Origin of the sequence: Agrobacterium pusense, assembly GCF_013285525.1 — a bacterium.
In the GTDB taxonomy this organism is placed as follows: Bacteria; Pseudomonadota; Alphaproteobacteria; order Rhizobiales; family Rhizobiaceae; genus Agrobacterium; species Agrobacterium pusense.
Genome location: NZ_CP053856.1, coordinates 416,532 through 431,746, shown reverse-complemented (window position 1 = coordinate 431,746; position 15,215 = coordinate 416,532). Strand labels below are relative to the sequence as shown.

The window sequence follows — 15,215 nt, the reverse complement described above, 5'->3', positions numbered from 1 at the left end:
AGGACTTGGGCTGGTTGTATACGGATCAAGTCCGGCACGACCGGAGGAGGAAACACCGCGTTTGCCGGCTTTTACTCCTCGCTTGTCGATATTCACTGAACCACGGCAGCCTGCACCGGTGTTGACGCATCCGCCGCCACCCTCCCATGCAGCAGGTCGTGAATAAACTCCATCTTCGCAACCACCGGCGGCGTCAGGACAAAGGGATAGAGGTCCGCTTCCCCCATGCTGCGCTGGATCGAGTTGATCGCAACGCTGAGCGGAATCCAGGCCTTGACCAGCTGTGCAGCGCTGCGGGCATTGTAAGGATCGAAAGTCACCTCCGCCGCCATTTCTTCATGCCCGTCGGGGTCGATCGCCACGCCGAAGGCGCGCGCGGTCTCAAGCGTATCGACGATATGCAGATAGTGCGCGAAACACTCGGCAAAATCCTCCCAAGGGTGGACCGAGGCATACGAACTGATGAAGCTGTCCTGCCAGTCGGGACGTGGACCCTCCTCGTAATTGCGTTGCAGGGCAGCGCCATAATCTTCTCTGTCATCGCCAAAGACGGCGCGGCAGGCCTCCAGTCGGTTTGCATCGCGTACGAGCTTGTTCCAGATGAAGTGACCGACTTCGTGGCGGAAATGGCCGAGCATTGTGCGGTACGGCTCGTTCATATTGGCGCGCACCTGTTCGCGCGTAGCATCGTCGGCCTCGGCCGCACGAATGGCGATCAGCCCCTCGTCATGACCGGTCATGGCCGGAATGACGGAACCATCTGGCGCCACCTCATCCACCAGAAAGTCGAAGACAAGGCCGCCGGCGGGATCGGCATCACGGTTGGGATGCGGGAGGCCGAGCCGCAGGATAGAATAAAACAAATGACGCTGCGCCTGGCTGATACGACGCCATTGCTCAATGCCCTGTTGCGTCGCAATGTCGGGCACAAGGCGATTGTGGCTGCAGGCAGGGCAAAATGCGCTTTCGCTTCCCGCGGGCACCGACCAGTTGCAGATATCGTTCACTTCATTGGCGCAAAACCGCACCTGTTTTTGCGGTTCCGCGACGATCTGCCAGTTCGGCTCACCGGCCGGGGCCAACGCCTCCATGGACAGGCGCTCCGGCACGAAGGCAAGACGATGACCGCAGGAAACGCAAAAACGATTGTCGAAATGCACCGGCTGGCCGCAGGATGCGCAGGAAAAAAGCTTCATCGATGAAACCCTTGCGATGGATCAGTTGCTCGGAGGCAAATCTGGAACGACGGCATGAACCGCGCAACAGGAAGAGCGTTCCGGCGCTCAGCCGACAAGAGCGCATGTGCTCTTGAACACATGCGCTCCGCGCGCCCCATCATCAGAGAGGCGCAATCAATCCGGCGATATTACATGCGGTCGACGGCACCCTTTACGGCATCCTTCGCCTTGCCGACAGAGGACTGTACCTTGCCCTTGGTTTCCTGGGCGGCACCCTTGGCGCGCAATTCATTATTGCCGGTCGCTTCACCGACGTTCTTCTTCACCTTACCAGCAACTTCATTGGCTTTACCGGCGACTTTGTCAGATGTGCTACCCATATTACTGCTCCCTAGTTGAACCGTACTGTCTGTGCGGCTTTCCGGGTAAGTAACGCCAAAGGGAGAAGAATGGTTCCAGCCAAAACGAGCGGGAAGATGAGGCTCAGGCATGCCCTGCATCTGTGGAGAGCATGCGTGCATCAACGCCCATCAGGGCGAGCGCCCGCTCGTATTTATTGTCCAGCCCGCGGTCGAAAATCAGCTCCTCCGCAGCCGGGCAGTTCAGCCAGCCATTATTGGCGATCTCGTTTTCCAGTTGGCCTGGCCCCCAGCCGGCATAACCGAGCATCATGGTGGCCCTTTGCGGGCCGCGGCCGTTGGAAATGGCGCGGACGATATCCAGCGTTGCGGTCAGCGAAATGTCATCGCTGACGGGAATGCTGGATTCGCTTAAATAGTCATCCGAATGCAGAACGAAACCTCGGCCGGATTCCACCGGGCCGCCGCACTGGATCGGGAACTCACGGGTGCGGTTGGGCAGCATGATGGCGTCGTTGCTGTCCACCAGTTTCAGGTGGAGCAGTATGTCCGTGAAGGTAATCTGCTGCGGCCGGTTGATGATGAAACCCATGGCCCCGGCGTCCGAGTGGGCGCAGATATAGATCACCGCACGGGCAAAATTGCCGTCGTCCAGCCCCGGCATCGCAATGAGGAACTGGCCGTCGAGAAAGCCACGTTCGCGCTTGTCCATCAGGGTTGAAAAGCTCACAGGCGCCTCCAGCAGGCCGAATTCCGTCGTTTAACGGAAAACGGCGTTCGCACTTCGACAAAGGACAGGATGCGGCATACCGCCCGATCAATCAACCGAAAATGATGAACCCCACGAATTCGTAACTGGTCCGCCGGTCGATGTTGGGTTAGACGGGAAGCATGAGCGTCAGGTTATTCTTTCGATTTTCACATCTTCACCTCGCGGCTGCTTTCGCCGCCCTCCTCGGCGGCATGCAAGCCGCCCGGGCCGACATTACCGACTGGGCCAGAAGCGAGGGCGGCCAGATGCGCGTCGCGAGCCTTGCCGTGGATGCAAACGGCGTGGTGCGCGGCGTATTGCAGATCGAGCCGAAGGACGGCTGGATAACCTATTGGCGCGAACCCGGAGAAGCAGGCATACCGCCGCAGATCACGCCTGATCCGACCAGCGGTGCGATGCTGACCGCCATGGCCTATCCGGTTCCGAAGTTGATCGAAAACGGCGATATAACCGATATCGGTTATGACCACGCCGTCAGCCTTCCCTTTCAGCTGAAGGTTACCGATCCGGCAGCTGGCGGGAAGATCGACCTCACCGCATTCATCGGCGTCTGCCAGAATATCTGTATCCCCTTCGAGGCGAAGTTCTCCATCGACCGGGGCACGGCTGGTGATGATGACAGCGAGGAGCGCCGCCTTCTCGAAGAGGCGCGCGAAACACTGCCCGAAGCGGCATCCGACGATTTCAAGGTGATCGATTTCCACATCACGCCCGACAAGACCATGCTCGGCGTGCAGCTGCAGCTTCCGGAAAACGCGCCGAAGGAGACCGAAATCTTCATCGCCGGCCCCTCGGGTTTTGCCTATTACGAGCCGCAGAACCTCGTACGCGACAAGCGCAAGCTCTCCTTCTACATGAACATCAAGGGCCTGCCGAAAACCTATCAGGTGCAGGGCAACAGCTGGCCCATTCTGGTCAAATCGGGCGACCGGGCCATGGAGACGATGCTGAATTTCCCGAAGCCCTGAACGGTGGCTCCGCGGTGGAATCCACCGTGAAAACCGCATGGCGGATTTCATTTCCGTGCTCCTGATACCGTTGGATTCGTTGCGAACCTGCCAGTATCCGGACAGCTTGTTTTCGTTTGTCTTCCAGGGAAAACCGGGTTCCACTTTTCCCTGGCAAACTCTATAGTCGCGCGAACCGAACGGCCATAGGAGCACGGACATGACCATCAAGATCGGCGATAAACTGCCTTCCGCAACCTTCAAGGAAAAGACGGCCGATGGCCCGGTGGAAACCACCACGGACGCGCTTTTCGGCGGGAAGAAGGTTGTTCTCTTTGCCGTTCCCGGCGCTTTCACCCCCACCTGCTCGCTGAACCATCTGCCGGGTTATCTTGAAAACCGCGACACTATTCTGGCTAAAGGCGTTGACGATATCGCAGTCGTTGCCGTCAACGACTGGCATGTAATGGGCGCATGGGCGCAATCTTCGGGCGGTCAGGGCAAAATCCATTTCCTCGCCGACTGGGATGCGTCCTTCACCAAGGCGCTCGGCCTTGATGCCGACCTCTCCGCCGGCGGCCTCGGCGTGCGTTCCAAGCGTTATTCGATGCTGGTGGAAGACGGCGTCGTGAAGTCACTCAACGTGGAAGAGAACCCCGGTCAGGCGACGGTCTCTGCCGCTGCGGCGATGATCGAGCAGCTTTAAGGCCAAATGTTTGGCCACAGGCCGAGCCATAAATCCTCGGGCTTGTCCCGAGGATCCAATCATTTCACCAAAAACGAAATGCTGCAGATGTTTTGGGGCCGGCCCGAGCATGAGGCAAGAGAGCGGCGGGGCGCCGCCTTCTCAAACATTCATATCAAACACCAGAAGCCCGGCAAGACCGCCATCGGTGAGTGACACGAGGCGCTCCCCCACCTCCATATGCCTGGGGTGGGCAAGATATTCGTCCCGGTCTTCCGGGCTTTCAAGCGTCACGATGAAGCCATCGACAAAACCGCCATTCAGCCCTTCGGGTGAAACGTTCTGTCCGTATTTCACATCGACGATGCCGGGTATCACGTCTTTCAGGGCGGCGATCGCCTCGAAAATTGCATGTTTTTCAGAAGCGGCCGTCGCGGCCTTGAAGCGTAGAAAGACACAATGCAGGATCATCCGGATTTTTCTCCTCCGTTGGGCACCACCGGAGCACCCTTTGACGACAAGATAGGTCGGGTTTCGGTTTTCACAACCCCGGATGGGGGCGTGCCGGCTCGGATTTTGTCCGGCGCAAAATAGAGCAGTCTTGCATTACCGCCGTTTGAAAGGCTCCATGCCTTTTCGCGCCAATTCATCGGCGCGCTCGTTTTCCGGATGGCCGGCATGGCCCTTCACCCAGTGCAAGGTAACCTTGTGGCGCTCGCGCGCCACTTCCAATGCCTGCCATAGCTCGACATTCTTGACCGGCTTGTTATCGGCTGTCTTCCAGCCCTTCTTTTTCCAGCCGAAAATCCACTTGGTGATGCCGTCCTTCACATAGGCGCTGTCGGTGTAAAGATCGACTTCGCAGGGGGCCTTGAGCGCATTAAGTGCGGAAATCGCCGCCATCAGTTCCATGCGGTTGTTGGTGGTCTCGGCCTCGCCGCCGCAGAGTTCCTTCTCCACCTCGCCGTAACGCAGCACCGCACCCCAGCCTCCCGGACCCGGATTGCCGGAGCAGGCGCCATCGGTGAAAATATCGACATGCTTCATTCGCCGGCCAGCCCGTACTCGGCGACAGTGGCGATGGAACGGTGGAACCGCAGCTTGCGCAGATATTCCAGCGGGTCTTTTTTCACCACCAGCGCGCCCTCCGGCGTTGTCAGCCAGTCGTAAAGCCGCGTCAGGAAGAAGCGCAGAGCCGAACCGCGCGCCAGAAGCGGCAGGGCTTCCAGCTCCGCTTCACTGAGCGGCCGCACGGACTGGTAACCTTCCAGCAACGCCTTGCCCTTGGTGACGTTGTAAGCGCCATCCTTTTCAAAGCACCAGGCATTGAGGCAGATCGACACATCATAAGCGAGCAGGTCGTTACAGGCGAAATAAAAGTCGATCAGACCGGAGAGTTCGTCGCCGAGGAAGAACACATTGTCCTGGAACAGATCCGCATGGATGACACCGGCCGGCAGGTCCTTCGGCCAATGGGCCGCGAGATAATCGATCTCGGGGCGAATCTCGTCCTTCAGCCCCTTCTCCACCTCGTCCGCGCGGTCTTCGGATTTCTCCCACAGCACCTTCCAGCCCTCGACGGAGAGCGCGTTCGGCCGCTTGATCTCGAAGCCTTCGCCCGCCAGATGCATGGCGGCCAGCGCCTTGCCGACTTCGCGGCAATGTTTCGCCTCCGGCTTTCTCAGCCACATTCCTTCAAGGAAGGAGATAAGCGCGGCGGGGCGGCCCGACAGCTCTCCCAGCAACTCGCCATCCTTGCGCGGTAATGGTAAGGGGCAGGACAGGCCTTTGGCGGCCAGATGCTGCATGAGGCCGAGGAAGAAAGGCAGATCGGATTTTTCCACACGCTTTTCATAAAGCGTCAGGATCAGCGGGTCCTTGGTGGTATGCAGCAGGAAATTGGAGTTTTCGACGCCTTCGGCAATTCCCTTGTAGGAAGTGAGGCTGCCGACGTCGTACTGCGTGAGGAAATTCCTCAGATCATCTTCGGTGATATCAGTATAAACTGCCAATTTTAAATCTCTTGGTGAAGGATGGAGTGGAAATCCGGCAGAGCGGCGCGGGGCGAATACCACCCTTCCCGCCAAACCATGTCAGGCGCCGGCTGCAGCCTTGGGCGGCAGCGCGTTGCTGGCATTGCCGTTGACGAAAGCCATATCATCCGTCGTCAGCTCGATGCTGCGCAACTCGCGATTGACGAGGAAATGTTCCGTTTCCTCAACCGTCACGGCGAGATCGAGCGTGGTGTCGAAACGCGCCTTGAAGGCTTCGATGATTTCATCGACGATGACTTCAGGAGCGGATGCGCCGGCCGAGAGACCGACGGTGCGGATATCGCCGATTTCATTCCAGTCGATTTCGGCGGCCCGCTGCACCAGGACAGAGCGCTTCGCACCCGCACGCAGGGCCACTTCCACCAGCCGCTTGGAATTGGAGGAATTGGGGGCGCCGACGACGATGAACAGGTCGCAGCCAGGCGCTGCCTGTTTCACCGCATCCTGACGGTTGGTGGTCGCGTAACAGATGCTGTCGGCAGCAGGCGCCTGAATGGCCGGGAAGCGTTCCTGCAGCCTGGCGATCACGCCTGCCGTGTCATCGACCGACAGAGTCGTCTGGGTGACAAAGCCGAGATTTTCGCGGTCCAGCGGCTCATAACGGTCGGCATCCTCCACCGTTTCGATGAGTGAGACGGTGCCTTCGGGAAGCTGGCCCATGGTGCCGATGACCTCTGGATGACCGGCATGGCCGATCAGCACCACATGGCGGCCGAGGCGCTGGTGGCGCATGGCCTGCTTGTGGACCTTGGAGACCAACGGGCAAGTGGCATCGAGATAAAACAGGTTGCGCGCCTGCGCATCCTCAGGCACGGATTTAGGAACCCCATGCGCCGAGAAAACCACCGGCTGCTCGCGATGTTCGGCCGGAATTTCATGCAGTTCCTCGACGAAGACCGCACCCTTGGCTTCCAGCCCTTCCACCACATAGCGGTTATGCACGATTTCGTGGCGAACATAAACGGGCGCGCCATAGGCCTTCAGCGCCAGCACGACGATCTGGATCGCCCGGTCCACGCCCGCGCAAAAGCCACGCGGTCCGCACAGCCTTATCGTCAAAGGGGGTTTGGAAACGGCGATGTTCATTCCAGCTCCTTAGGCGTGCTCCGTGCCCTGCCGATGGCCAGCCCTGCCGGGCGGCAGGCGCACTATTCATCGCGCGCCTTGTGGTTCCGGAAATAGGCAAAACCGGCGACGATGACAAGGGCTGCAGCCAGACCATACCACGTTATCGCATATTGCAGGTGATTATTGGGCAAATCTATCAGCGTCACCCCGCCCTGCGGCCAGCCGCCGGGATTGGGGGCGGCATCGGCATCCACGAAAAGCTTGACCAGCCGGTCCGGCGGAATATCCGCACTGGAGGCCATGGCCGCCAGATCCTTCCAGTAGAATATGTTCTTGGCGATATCGTTGTCCGGCAGCAGCGAGGAAGGCTTGGCGACAAGCGGCGCACGCGCCAGCCCCGTTATCGTCACCTCGCCCGTCACCTGCCCCTCGGATCGCTTGGCCGGATCCTTCATCTCGAAGGGCACAAAACCGCGATTGACGAAGAGGACGCGGCCATCGGCAAGCGTCAGCGGTGTATAGATGTAATAGCCGGTTCTGCCCTGGTGGGTGGCGAAGAAATGCCGCTCGCGGGCGTGATCGAAGGTACCGGACAGACTGACCTTGCGATACTCGATATCGCCGCCGCTTTTGGCAATCGCCTCTATTTCGGCAACCGTGGCGGGGGCAGCGTTTCGCCGTTCTTCTATATCGGCGAGAAGCGCCTCTTTCCAGTAAAGCCGCTTTACCTGCCAGGTGCCGAGCCCGAGAAGAATGGCAAGCGCCAGCAGAACCAGCGGCGCAGCGAACCAGACCCGCCTTTCCGCCGCCTTCATGTGGGACACGTCATTCACGGTCAAGCCTGCCTTCGCTTGCATTGTTGCGGTATTGCAGCGCGATCATGATGCCCTTCAGCTTGCGCAGCAGCACGAGGGAGACAATCACCGTGAATGGCAACCACAAGATGACATGCACCCAGACGGGCGGCGCAAAATGCTGATCGAACCAGAGCGCCAGCCCGACAACCAGAAAACCGACGATCAGCATGACGAAAACCGCCGGGCCATCACCCGCATCGGCAAAACCGTAATCCAGTCCGCATGCGCTGCAGGCGGGTTTTACCGTCAGAAAACCATCGAAAAGGCGCCCGTTGCCGCAGCGAGGGCAGCAGCCCTTCAAGCCCACCTTGATCGGGTCGACCGGGGCGAACTTGCTGCCTGATGGCTCTGACATGGTGAAACCTCCCGCAAAGTCGGCCAAAGTCCGAGGGTGACGTCGATCTCTTGGAAACCTGCCTCAAACCCGGGCACTTGTTTCTTGCTCGATCGCGTCGCGTCTTCTTCTCCCGCCGGGGAGAAGGTAGCCCGAAGGGTCGATGAGAGGGCAAGCTCTCCGGATATCTCTACCGGAGCCCTCCCATCCCGCTGCCGCGGACTTCTCCCCGGCGGGGAGAAGAAACGATTGCACCCGCTCGCTCCACCGGATGCCTTGCTTCGGCCCCTTGGCCCTATCAGCCGTGAATTGGCGCGCCCCAGCCACCCCAGATATAGATGGCGAAGAACAGGAACAGCCAGACGACGTCAACGAAGTGCCAGTACCAGGCAGCGGCTTCGAAACCGAAATGCTGCGTGGGCGTGAACCCGCCGGCAATGGCGCGGAACAGGCAGACCAGCAGGAACACCGTGCCCACGAAGACGTGGAAACCGTGGAAACCGGTGGCCATGAAGAAGGTCGCGCCGTAGATCGAATTCTTGAAGTCGAACGGGGCGTGCATGTATTCGTAGACCTGCACGGTGGAGAACAGCACGCCAAGCGCAACGGTGAGCACCAGACCCGATATCAGGCCCTTGCGGTCATTGTGCAGCAGAGCGTGATGCGCCCAGGTGACACAGGTGCCCGACAGCAGCAGGATGACGGTGTTGTAGAGCGGCAGATGCCATGGATCGATGACTTCGATGCCCTTGGGCGGCCATTGTCCGCCGGTATATTCGAGACGCGACGCCTGAATAGCTTCGTGGGGGAAGAGGCTGGCATCGAAATATGCCCAGAACCATGCGACGAAGAACATCACCTCTGAGGCGATGAACATAATCATGCCGTAACGCAGATGCAGCGAAACGACGCGGGTGTGATTGCCCTCGCGGCCTTCCTTGATCGTATCCGCCCACCACGCATACATGGTGTAGAGCACGATGACGAGACCGATATAGAACAGCCAGGGATTGGCGAGTTCCGCGCCGAACAGCTTGAAGGAGCCGCCCGACAGGTAACGCATGTAACAAACGCCACCGAAAGTCAGGATGAAAGCGCCGATCGAGGCCAGAAGCGGCCAGGGGCTTGGATCGATAATGTGGTAATCGTGGTTCTTCTGATGCGTATCTGCCATTGCGACAATCCCCTGGTGTCTCTTCCCTGATCCGGCCTCGGCAAAGGCCGGATCTCCTCTCACAATTTGCTTTCGCCAGATTCGGTTTTTACCGGCAAGGACGCAACCGGTTTTTCGGTTTTGGCCGGATAAAACGTATAGGACAGCGTTAAAGTATGAATGCTCTTGGTCTCACGCGCCGTGGCGATGTCAGGATCGACGAAGAACACCACCGGCATTTCCAGCGTTTCGCCGGGCTGCAGCGTCGTTTCGGTGAAGCAGAAGCACTCCACCTTGTTGAAATAGGCGCCGGCTTCCATGGGCGTGACGTTGAAGACCGCCGTTCCCGTGGTCGCCACCGGTGAACGGTTCGTCGCCTTGAAGGTCACCTGCACCGTTTCGCCGATCTTCGGCGTGACCTTCCTGTCGACCGGCTGGAAATCCCAGTTGAGGCCGTTCGACGTATTGGCGTCAAAGGTGACATTGATGGTCTTGTCGAGGATCACATCGGAATATTGCTCGACGCGCTGGGTCGTGCCGTTGTAACCGGTGACACGGCAGAACAGCGTATAAAGCGGCACGGCGGCGTAGGCCATGCCGATCATGGCGCAGAAAAACACCAGACAGAGCACGAGGATGGAGCGATTGCTCACCCGTTGCCGCTCGGTCCCCGTTGTCTGCGCTTCCATATTCGCCATATCCTCCTCCTTCCCCCTCGATCAGCCCGTCAGTGCGAACCGATCTTGATGATGGTGATGATGTAGAATAGCACCACCAGACCGGCGAGCAGGACGCCGAGCGCAATATTGCGCCCGCGTCTCGATTTTTTCTGCGCCGCGCTCAGTTCCACCGTTTCCATCACAGGACTCCCGACATGACGGCCTTCAGGGCCGGCGCGAAATGATCGGCCAGAAGGCCGGAGAAAATCGCAAAAAGGTAAAGCACCGAATAAGCGAACATTTTCTTGGCCGGCAACATCTTTTCGTCACCCTCCGGCATGCGCCGGACATCGAGCGAACAGTATACGAAGATGGCGCTCAGCACTGCCGCGAAAATACCGTAACCGGCGCTTGCCAGACCAGTGAAATAAGGCGCGACGGCTGCGGCTGCGGTCAACACCGCGTAACAGATCATCTGGTTCTTGGTGGAGCGCTCGCCAGCAACATTCGGCATCATCGGAATGCCAACGGCGCCATAATCACGCATCTTGAACAGGGCCAGCGCCCAGAAATGCGCAGGCGTCCACAGGAAGATGATGAGGAACAGGATGATGCTGTCCAGCGAAACGCCGCCGGTGACGCAGGCCCAGCCAAGCATGGGCGGGAAAGCGCCTGCCGCGCCGCCGATCACGATGTTCTGCGGCGTCGAGCGTTTCAGCCACATCGTATAGATGACAGCATAAAAGAAGATGGTGAAGGCCAGAAGACCGGCCGAGAACCAGTTGATCGCAAGGCCGAGAATGACTACCGAGAAGGCCGACAGCGTCAGGCCAAAGGCCAGCGCCTCGCGCGGGGTGATACGGCCGGACGGGATCGGTCGCCTGGCGGTGCGGCTCATGACGGCATCGATATCGGCATCGTACCACATGTTGAGCGCACCGGACGCGCCCGCGCCGACGGCGATGCAGAGAATAGCGATGATGCCGAGTATCGGGTTGATTTCACCCGGCGCCAGCACGAGGCCCGCAAAGGCCGTGAAGACCACGAGCGACATGACGCGAGGTTTCAGCAATTCGAAATAATCGCGCGCGCCGGCTTCCGAGAGTTCGGAGCTTTCCGCGCCCAGCATTTCGCGATTGTCGATAACGGTCATTTCCTGTCCTGCTTCCTTCGAACGCCGCCTGTCGCGACATTCCTGCATCGGCCGGAAACACGAGTGAGAGTTCCGGAATGCGCGATGCGTCGATCCATGGGTCCCGAACGTCACGGCCTGACCGGCAGCCGGTTCAACCGATGCCATCTGCCCGGCCTTACGCCGTGTCCTGCCGCCATTCGTCTGCGCTTGCCATTCATAAAGGCCAAAACTGGCATTTATCATATCCCGGCGCATGTATCACGCTGGAAGGCAAGCATCGCTTGGACAAAATGTCACGCGGCAGTAAAGGTAGCCCGTTCGGGAAAACGGCACGGGCCTGACCGTGCCGCCCTCTTTCTCAGCGCTCGGGACCCGCGAGCCTTACCGCGCGTCCCGATCCGTGCATCAGCGAATGCGCGGAAGCTGTTCCCACTGGTGGTACGGCGGCGGGGAAGACAGCTGCCATTCGAGCGTCGTCGCGCCTTCACCCCAGGGATTGTTGCCGGCGATCCGCTTCTTGGCGAAAGCTTCCCAGACACCGAAAAGGAAGATCAGCACGCCGACGGCCGAAATATAGGACCCGTAGGACGACACCAGGTTCCAGCCGGCATAGGCATCGGGATAATCGATGTAACGGCGCGGCATGCCGGCAAGGCCGAGGAAGTGCTGCGGGAAGAAGATCAGGTTCACACCGACGAACATGACCCAGAAATGCAGTTTTCCGATGAACTCGCTGTACATGTAGCCGGAAATCTTCGGGAACCAGTAATACCAGCCGGCGAAGATCGCAAAGACGGCGCCGAGCGACAGAACGTAGTGGAAATGGGCCACCACGTAATAGGTATCGTGCAGCGAGCGGTCGAGACCGGCATTGGCGAGCTGGACGCCCGTGACGCCACCGACCGTGAACAGGAAGATGAAGCCGATTGCCCAGACCATTGGTGTCGAGAAGGTCAGCGAGCCGCCCCACATCGTCGCGATCCACGAGAAAATCTTGATGCCTGTCGGCACCGCGATGACCATGGTTGCGAAGACGAAGTAGCGTTGTGCTTCCAGCGACAGGCCAACCGTATACATGTGGTGCGCCCAGACGATGAAGCCGACCGCGCCGATCGCGACCATGGCGTAAGCCATGCCGAGATAACCGAAGACGGGCTTCTTCGAGAAGGTGGACACGATGTGGCTGATGATGCCGAAGCCGGGCAGGATCAGGATGTACACTTCCGGATGGCCGAAGAACCAGAACAGGTGCTGATAGAGGATCGGGTCACCGCCGCCTTCCGGCGAGAAAAATGCCGTGCCGAAATTGCGGTCCGTCAGAAGCATGGTGATGCCGCCCGCCAGAACCGGCAGCGAAAGCAGCAGCAGGAACGCAGTGACAAGGACCGACCAGGCGAAGAGCGGCATCTTGTGCAGCGTCATGCCCGGGGCGCGCATGTTGAGGATGGTGGTGATGAAGTTGATCGCACCGAGGATCGACGACGCGCCCGAAACGTGCAGCGCAAAGATCGCCAGATCCACCGCCGGTCCGGGCATGCCGTTTGTCGACAGAGGCGGATACATGGTCCACCCGCCGCCGACACCATAAGCACCCGCCGGCCCTTCGACGAAGAGCGACAGAATGAGCAGGATGAAGGCCGGAACGATCAGCCAGAAGGAGATGTTGTTCAGGCGCGGGAAAGCCATGTCCGGCGCACCGATCATGATCGGGATCATCCAGTTGGCGAAACCGCCGATCAGCGCCGGCATGACCATGAAGAAGATCATGATCAGGGCGTGTGCGGTGGTGAACACGTTGAACATGTGCTTGCCGCCGTCGATGGCAGCGTCGCCCTCAAAGCCGTAGACCATGGAGGCCAGACCGTGGAAAATCTGGATGCCCGGCTCCTGCAGTTCCATGCGCATGACGACGGAAAGCCCGCCGCCGACGATGCCGGCCATGATCGCAAAGATCAGGTATAGCGTGCCGATGTCCTTATGGTTGGTGGACAGGAACCAGCGGGCGAAGAAGCCCGGCGTATGAGAATGATGTGCATCATGCGAATGGTCGTCATGGGCGTGCCCATCATGTGCGGAATGACCATGCGAGTGATGATCGTCGTGTGCGGAAGGTCCAGCCATTGTCCTCACTCCAGAATCAGTTGGTTTCGTTGGCGGCAACGTCGACGGTGCGCGGAGCGCCATCGACAGAGGCCATCAGCGCCCGGTTCGCGCCGTTCAGGTCAGAACCGGCGGCGGCGAGCCAGGTGTTGTACTGCTGTTCGGAAACCACCCGAATGGCGATGGGCATGAAGGCGTGATCCTTGCCGCAAAGCTCGGAACACTGGCCGTAATAAAGGCCTTCTTTTTCCGCCTTGAACCAGGTTTCGTTCAGGCGGCCCGGAACAGCGTCGATCTTGACGCCGAAAGCCGGCATGGCGAAGGAATGGATCACATCCGTCGGCGCGGCGGTGACGAGCAGGCGAACGGTCTTGCCGACCGGGACAACCATTTCATTGTCTACTGCGAGAAGACGCGGATAGCGGGCCTTGTCCTCCTTGCCGGCGGCGGCGCGATCCTGATCCTTCAGCATGTAGCTGTCGAAGGAGACCGGCTCGGCGCCCTCGGCAGCCGTATATTCGTAGCTCCAAAGCCACTGCGTGGCGGTCGCCTTCAGCGTCACGTCGGGGTTTTCCGGCTGCGTGAGCTGCGCGTTCAAAAGATTGAACGACGGGAAAGCAAGGAACAGGAGAATGAGAACCGGCGCCAGCGTCCAGACAACTTCGATTGCCGTGTTGTGGCTGGTCTTCGAAGGCACGGGATTGGCCGAGGCGCGGAATTTCAGAACGACGACGATGAGCAGCGCAAGAACGAAAAGCGTAACCGGAACAATGAACCAGAGCGTATATTGTTCGAACCAGCGTATTTCGTGCATGATCGGCGTGGCGGCCTCCTGCATGCCCATTTGCCAATGCACCGGCTGATCGGCGTGGGCGCCGACAGCCGTGAGCAGACAGGTCATCCCCGCCAGTGCTGCGTAAATCCTATTCCTCACGGTACCCTCTCCCTCACGCGCCTGATCCAGATCAATCACAGGCGCAGAATCCATGCTAATGGTAATAACTTCAAACCACAGTTTGCCCTCTGCCGCAATATGCGTCACGCCACGGATGCGCCCCAATTTTGCCATTGATCAATCCACGCGCGACTTTCCTGCAGCCTGTGCGTCGGCTCGTCTGCCGAAGACGATTTCGCGACGAAGAAATGCGGCAAGCCCCGTCTTCCAGCCGGTTTGATCGCGGGATGACGACCGATGCCGCGAACAAATCCGGCTGCCATCAGGACCGACAGGTCCTATTTCCGCCCAACTCGGCTGGAATTGAAAGCCCGAGGCTTTTTTTTCCGGATTATGGCGTCAAAATAGCCGCACTGATTCGAATCCCAGAGGTATCCATGCGTCTTTCCCCGCTCGCGCGCACTTTTCTTGCCGCCGCCGGTCTTGCCATCATCGCCCCCGCCGCCGCGGCGCTGGCGCAACAGCCGCAGCCCGGAACGCCGAAGTCGACGCATGGCGCATGGTCTGTCATCTGTGACAAGCCGGCGGGCGCTTCGGAAGAACAATGCGCCCTGATGCAGAACGTGATTGCCGACGACCGCCCGGAAGTCGGTCTTTCAGTGGTGGTGCTGAAGACGGCCGACCGCAAGTCGCGCATCCTCCGCATCCTCGCACCGCTGGGCGTGCTTCTGAAGGACGGCATGGAACTCTATATCGACAATAACAATATTGGCCGCGCCTATTTCACCCGCTGCTTCTCCGAAGGCTGCTATGTGGAAGTCGATATTGACGACGAGTTGCTGAAGGTTCTGCGCGCCGGCAAGAACGCCGTTTTTGCACTGCGTGAATCCGTCGATCAGGACCGCGTCGGCATTCCGATCGAACTGACGGGGTTTGCCGAAGGTTACGACGCGCTTCCTTGAAGCCTGCCGTACCGGACAGCCTTGCGTCCGCCCGCTCCAGTGCCTAAATCGGTCATG

The 15,215-nt window shown here is 59.4% G+C and carries 18 protein-coding genes; 3 read left to right on the top strand and 15 right to left on the bottom strand.

The window, feature by feature from the left end:
- Positions 1 to 92: 92 nt before the first annotated feature.
- The 3 genes from HQN82_RS02065 to HQN82_RS02055 all read right to left on the bottom strand — a co-directional run bounded on the left by HQN82_RS02065 (position 93) and on the right by HQN82_RS02055 (position 2,267).
- Entirely contained in the window at positions 93 to 1,196 is a 1,104-nt protein-coding gene (locus HQN82_RS02065) for a zinc-binding metallopeptidase family protein (RefSeq protein ID WP_037090776.1), read from the bottom strand.
- A 170-nt stretch (positions 1,197 to 1,366) separates the two neighbouring features.
- Positions 1,367 to 1,558, bottom strand: coding sequence for a CsbD family protein (locus HQN82_RS02060; protein WP_004440389.1), 192 nt, complete (start codon positions 1,556 to 1,558; stop codon positions 1,367 to 1,369).
- 103 nt (positions 1,559 to 1,661) lie between these two features.
- On the bottom strand, positions 1,662 to 2,267 hold the full coding sequence (locus tag HQN82_RS02055; protein ID WP_004440387.1) for a YqgE/AlgH family protein: 606 nt from the start codon (positions 2,265 to 2,267) through the stop codon (positions 1,662 to 1,664).
- Between the two features lie 161 nt (positions 2,268 to 2,428).
- Between HQN82_RS02055 and HQN82_RS02050 the strand changes: the two genes are divergently transcribed.
- Both HQN82_RS02050 and HQN82_RS02045 read left to right on the top strand, forming a co-directional pair.
- Positions 2,429 to 3,277 carry a protein-disulfide reductase DsbD domain-containing protein gene (locus tag HQN82_RS02050; RefSeq protein ID WP_004440386.1) on the top strand — a complete coding sequence of 283 codons (849 nt, stop codon included), beginning with the start codon at positions 2,429 to 2,431 and terminating at the stop codon, positions 3,275 to 3,277.
- Between the two features lie 199 nt (positions 3,278 to 3,476).
- Positions 3,477 to 3,962, top strand: a complete 486-nt coding sequence (locus HQN82_RS02045) for a peroxiredoxin (protein ID WP_006699978.1) — start codon at positions 3,477 to 3,479, stop codon at positions 3,960 to 3,962.
- Positions 3,963 to 4,103: 141 nt separating this feature from the next.
- On the opposite strand, the gene HQN82_RS02040 is transcribed toward HQN82_RS02045, so the two are convergent.
- The 12 genes from HQN82_RS02040 to coxB form a co-directional block, all read right to left on the bottom strand.
- On the bottom strand, positions 4,104 to 4,412 hold the full coding sequence (locus HQN82_RS02040) for a Dabb family protein (protein WP_153776700.1): 309 nt from the start codon (positions 4,410 to 4,412) through the stop codon (positions 4,104 to 4,106).
- Between the two features lie 135 nt (positions 4,413 to 4,547).
- Positions 4,548 to 4,988 (bottom strand): ribonuclease HI, encoded by a 441-nt coding sequence (gene rnhA / locus HQN82_RS02035; RefSeq protein WP_004440380.1) that lies wholly within the window; start codon positions 4,986 to 4,988, stop codon positions 4,548 to 4,550.
- Entirely contained in the window at positions 4,985 to 5,953 is a 969-nt protein-coding gene (locus HQN82_RS02030) for a homoserine kinase (protein ID WP_004440378.1), read from the bottom strand. Before HQN82_RS02030 ends, rnhA begins: the two co-directional genes overlap by 4 nt.
- A gap of 81 nt (positions 5,954 to 6,034) precedes the next feature.
- A complete protein-coding gene (ispH, locus tag HQN82_RS02025) occupies positions 6,035 to 7,081 on the bottom strand; it encodes a 4-hydroxy-3-methylbut-2-enyl diphosphate reductase (protein ID WP_112766514.1) in 1,047 nt (348 codons plus the stop codon).
- 62 nt (positions 7,082 to 7,143) lie between these two features.
- Positions 7,144 to 7,920 (bottom strand): SURF1 family protein, encoded by a 777-nt coding sequence (locus HQN82_RS02020; RefSeq protein ID WP_376751458.1) that lies wholly within the window; start codon positions 7,918 to 7,920, stop codon positions 7,144 to 7,146.
- Positions 7,889 to 8,275, bottom strand: a complete 387-nt coding sequence (locus tag HQN82_RS02015; protein WP_004440372.1) for a DUF983 domain-containing protein — start codon at positions 8,273 to 8,275, stop codon at positions 7,889 to 7,891. The genes HQN82_RS02020 and HQN82_RS02015 overlap by 32 nt, the downstream gene beginning before the upstream one ends.
- Positions 8,276 to 8,552: 277 nt before the next feature.
- On the bottom strand, positions 8,553 to 9,428 hold the full coding sequence (locus tag HQN82_RS02010) for a cytochrome c oxidase subunit 3 (protein WP_004440371.1): 876 nt from the start codon (positions 9,426 to 9,428) through the stop codon (positions 8,553 to 8,555).
- 59 nt (positions 9,429 to 9,487) lie between these two features.
- A complete protein-coding gene (locus HQN82_RS02005) occupies positions 9,488 to 10,105 on the bottom strand; it encodes a cytochrome c oxidase assembly protein (protein WP_004440369.1) in 618 nt (205 codons plus the stop codon).
- A 29-nt stretch (positions 10,106 to 10,134) separates the two neighbouring features.
- Positions 10,135 to 10,266: a hypothetical protein gene (locus HQN82_RS25635; protein ID WP_003521105.1), complete on the bottom strand. Its 132-nt coding sequence runs from the start codon at positions 10,264 to 10,266 to the stop codon at positions 10,135 to 10,137.
- Positions 10,266 to 11,219, bottom strand: a complete 954-nt coding sequence (locus tag HQN82_RS02000; protein WP_004440366.1) for a heme o synthase — start codon at positions 11,217 to 11,219, stop codon at positions 10,266 to 10,268. Before HQN82_RS02000 ends, HQN82_RS25635 begins: the two co-directional genes overlap by 1 nt.
- A 387-nt stretch (positions 11,220 to 11,606) precedes the next feature.
- Complete coding sequence (gene ctaD, locus HQN82_RS01995) at positions 11,607 to 13,322, bottom strand: cytochrome c oxidase subunit I (protein ID WP_004440364.1); 1,716 nt, start codon at positions 13,320 to 13,322, stop codon at positions 11,607 to 11,609.
- A gap of 16 nt (positions 13,323 to 13,338) precedes the next feature.
- Positions 13,339 to 14,202, bottom strand: a complete 864-nt coding sequence (coxB, locus tag HQN82_RS01990; RefSeq protein WP_034496285.1) for a cytochrome c oxidase subunit II — start codon at positions 14,200 to 14,202, stop codon at positions 13,339 to 13,341.
- Between the two features lie 431 nt (positions 14,203 to 14,633).
- Between coxB and HQN82_RS01985 the strand changes: the two genes are divergently transcribed.
- Entirely contained in the window at positions 14,634 to 15,158 is a 525-nt protein-coding gene (locus tag HQN82_RS01985; RefSeq protein ID WP_022555736.1) for an invasion associated locus B family protein, read from the top strand.
- Positions 15,159 to 15,215: the final 57 nt, after the last annotated feature.